Annotated in this window: 2 protein-coding genes and 1 pseudogene; 1 reads left to right on the forward strand and 2 read right to left on the reverse strand. The window is 62.8% G+C overall.

The window, feature by feature from the left end:
* Both VJS90_RS08660 and VJS90_RS08665 read right to left on the reverse strand, forming a co-directional pair.
* Positions 1-541, reverse strand: a 541-nt coding sequence (locus tag VJS90_RS08660) for an NAD-dependent epimerase/dehydratase family protein (RefSeq protein WP_324121015.1), incomplete at its 3' end; no start/stop codon positions are given.
* Positions 538-1890, reverse strand: coding sequence for a UDP-glucose/GDP-mannose dehydrogenase family protein (locus VJS90_RS08665; RefSeq protein WP_324121017.1), 1353 nt, complete (start codon positions 1888-1890; stop codon positions 538-540). The genes VJS90_RS08665 and VJS90_RS08660, both read right to left, overlap by 4 nt.
* Positions 1891-2278: 388 nt before the next feature.
* Between VJS90_RS08665 and VJS90_RS08670 the strand changes: the two are divergent.
* Positions 2279-2898 (forward strand): annotated as a pseudogene (locus VJS90_RS08670) (sulfatase); the annotation flags it as partial.

Here is a 2898-nt window from a genome sequence, read left to right on the forward strand (position 1 = left end):
AGAAGCGCAGGCCGCTGCACGGGATGCCGTACAGGTGGCTATAGCTGTGGGCCATGGCCTCGTTGGCTTTCTTGGTGGCCGCGTACAGCGACAATGGGTGGTCGACGGCGTCCTGCACACGATAGGGGGTGCGCAGGTTGGCGCCGTAGACCGAACTCGACGACGCGTAGAGCAAGTGGCGAACCGGATAACGGCGGCAGCCCTCGAGGATGTTGAGGAAGCCGCACAGGTTGCTGTCGACATAGGCCTGCGGGTTGTCCAGCGAGTAGCGCACCCCGGCCTGGGCCGCCAGATGAACCACCACGTCCGGGCGTTCCTGGGCGAACAGGCGCGCCATGCCGTCGCGGTCGCCCAAATCCATCAGGTGCAGGGCGAACGGGCCGGTCTGGTCTTCGATCCAGCGCACCCGCGCGCGCTTGAGCGCCGGGTCGTAATAGTCGTTGAAGTTGTCCAGGCCCAGTACCTGGTGGCCATCGCGGATCAGCCGCAGGCTGGTATGGGCTCCGATGAATCCGGCGGCGCCGGTGACCAGCACTTTCATGGCGCGCCAACCTGTGGCGGCACTTGGCGCAGGCCGATGCCGGCGTAGCTCAAGCCATGGGAGGCGACCACTTCGGGGGTGTACAGATTGCGTCCGTCGATGATCAGCCGGGCGCGCAGTTTCTTGGCCAGCACGGCAAAGTCGACGACGCGAAAATTCTTCCACTCGGTGCAGATCACCAGCGCGTCGGCATCCTGCAGGGTGTCGTCACGGGTGGCGCACAGTTGCAGGTCCTCGCGATAGCCGTACAGGCGCCGGCATTCGTCCATCGCCTCGGGGTCATAGGCCCGCACCGTGGCGCCCTCGGCCCACAATGCTTCCATCAGGTAGCGGCTGGGGGCCTCGCGCATGTCGTCGGTGTTGGGCTTGAAGGCCAGGCCCCACAGGGCGATCGACTTGCCGCGCAGCTCGCCTTGCAGGCGCTGCTTGAGCTTGCCGAACAGGATCTGCCGCTGACGGTCGTTGATCTCGCTGACGCTTTGCAGCAAGCGCAGCGGCATGCCGCTATGCTCGGCGGTGTGCAGCAGCGCGCGGATATCCTTGGGGAAGCACGATCCGCCGAACCCGCAGCCGGGATAGATGAAGTGGTAGCCGATGCGGGGATCCGAGCCGATGCCCCGGCGCACGGCCTCGATGTCGGCGCCCAGGTGTTCGCTGAGGTTGGCCAGCTCGTTCATGAAGCTGATGCGCGTGGCGAGCATGGCGTTGGCGGCGTACTTGGTCAGTTCGGCGCTGCGGTTGTCCATCACCATGAGCTTTTCACGGTTGCGGCAGAAGGGAGCGTAGAGCTCGGCCATCTGCTCATGGGCGATCTCGTCGCGGGTACCGATGATGATCCGGTCGGGGCGCATGCAGTCGGCCAGCGCGCTGCCTTCCTTGAGGAACTCGGGATTGGAGACCACCCGTACTTCCAGATTGTCCTTGGCCAGGTGCAACAGCTCTTCGCGGGCCAGGGCGATGACTTTGTCGGCGGTGCCCACCGGCACGGTCGACTTGATGATCAGGGTGCGGTCTTGTTCCATCAGCCCGGCGATCTGGCGGGTAACGTTGAGCACGTGGGTGAGGTCGGCCGAGCCGTCTTCGTCAGGGGGCGTGCCGACCGCGATGAAGATCAGCTCGGCATGGGCGACCGCGTCGCTGGCCTGGGTGCTGAACAGCAGGCGGCCTTCCTTGATGTTCTCCTCCAGCATGGCCGACAGGCCGGGTTCGCTGATCGGCGGTACCCCCTGGCGCAGCTGGTTGATCTTGTGCGTGTCGACGTCGACGCACAGTACGCGGTGTCCCACGTCTGCCAGGGCAGCGGCTTGTACAAGACCGACGTAGCCGGTACCAAATACGCTCACATCCATGCCGGCGTGCCTCGTATGAAAGTAGTAAGGGAGATGAAACAGCGGTGTGAATTCGGTATAGCTCAGCCTCGCCGGTTTGCGTCAAAGCAATGGCATGTTTCGGCTCAGTTACAGGTGCTAACGTTTCCGGCCATTTGCCACCAACTCTTTTTGAATCCGGAACTTAGCGTTGAAAGCTACTGGCACATAGCCGGTTTATAAGCCGATGAACGGTTACAGGCCGCGAAATGCGGGAGGTGTGGGCAATAGTTAATAACTCGGACGCCAACAAAAAAACGCCAGATTACGGCGTCAATTTATTGCCAATATGTTGACGGTTTTGACCTTGTGCTTTGTTTCAACCCTGCTACGGTTCAGGAGAAATACGGTTACACACGACGGAAGGCACATGCGCGGATATATCAAGCTGACGTTGTTGGTCGTCTATCTGGCGAGTTTTCAGGACTACTACCTCGAGCGCTTGCAAGCACTGGGCGCGAGTTTCGCGCTGTTGTTATACCTCGGCGTTTTCGGGGTGCTGGCGGCTGGGCTGGTGGCCAGTGCCTGGATCCGTCCAGCCGCCGTTCGGTGGCTGGTGGCCGTGGCGTTTTCAGTCAGCGCGCTGTTCTTCGACGGCTACATGCGCATCACCGATTCCTACCTGACCTACAGCGCATTCGTGTCGATGGTGTATTCCGGAGGGTTCCTCCAGGAGGCTCTGGAGCAGTACTACCAGGCGATCATCGTGGCGCTGGCCAAGTCGCTGCTGTTGCTGCTGGGTATCGGCCTGCGCCCCAGCGAGGAGCCACGCCTGCCACACGCATGGCTGGCGTGGACGGCGCCGCTGCTGGCGCTGGGGTTGTTGATGAGCGTGCTGTTCCTGCGGTCAGGCGAGGGCGCGCGCGGCTTGCCGGTGATGTACACGCCGCTGGCGTACCTGGGGCTGTTCGGCTACGAATCGCTGCACAACCATGTCGGCCCACGCCAGCCAGTGACGCTGGCACGGTCCGGCCCGGCGATGGCCAAGGA

The organism is Pseudomonas sp. (assembly GCF_035277045.1).
In the GTDB taxonomy this organism is placed as follows: domain Bacteria; phylum Pseudomonadota; class Gammaproteobacteria; order Pseudomonadales; family Pseudomonadaceae; genus Aquipseudomonas.

Bases quoted from the DNA above. Each gene is read 5' to 3' on its own strand.
- VJS90_RS08665 (WP_324121017.1), bottom strand. From the start codon at position 1,890: ATGGATGTGAGCGTATTTGGTACCGGCTACGTCGGTCTTGTACAAGCC.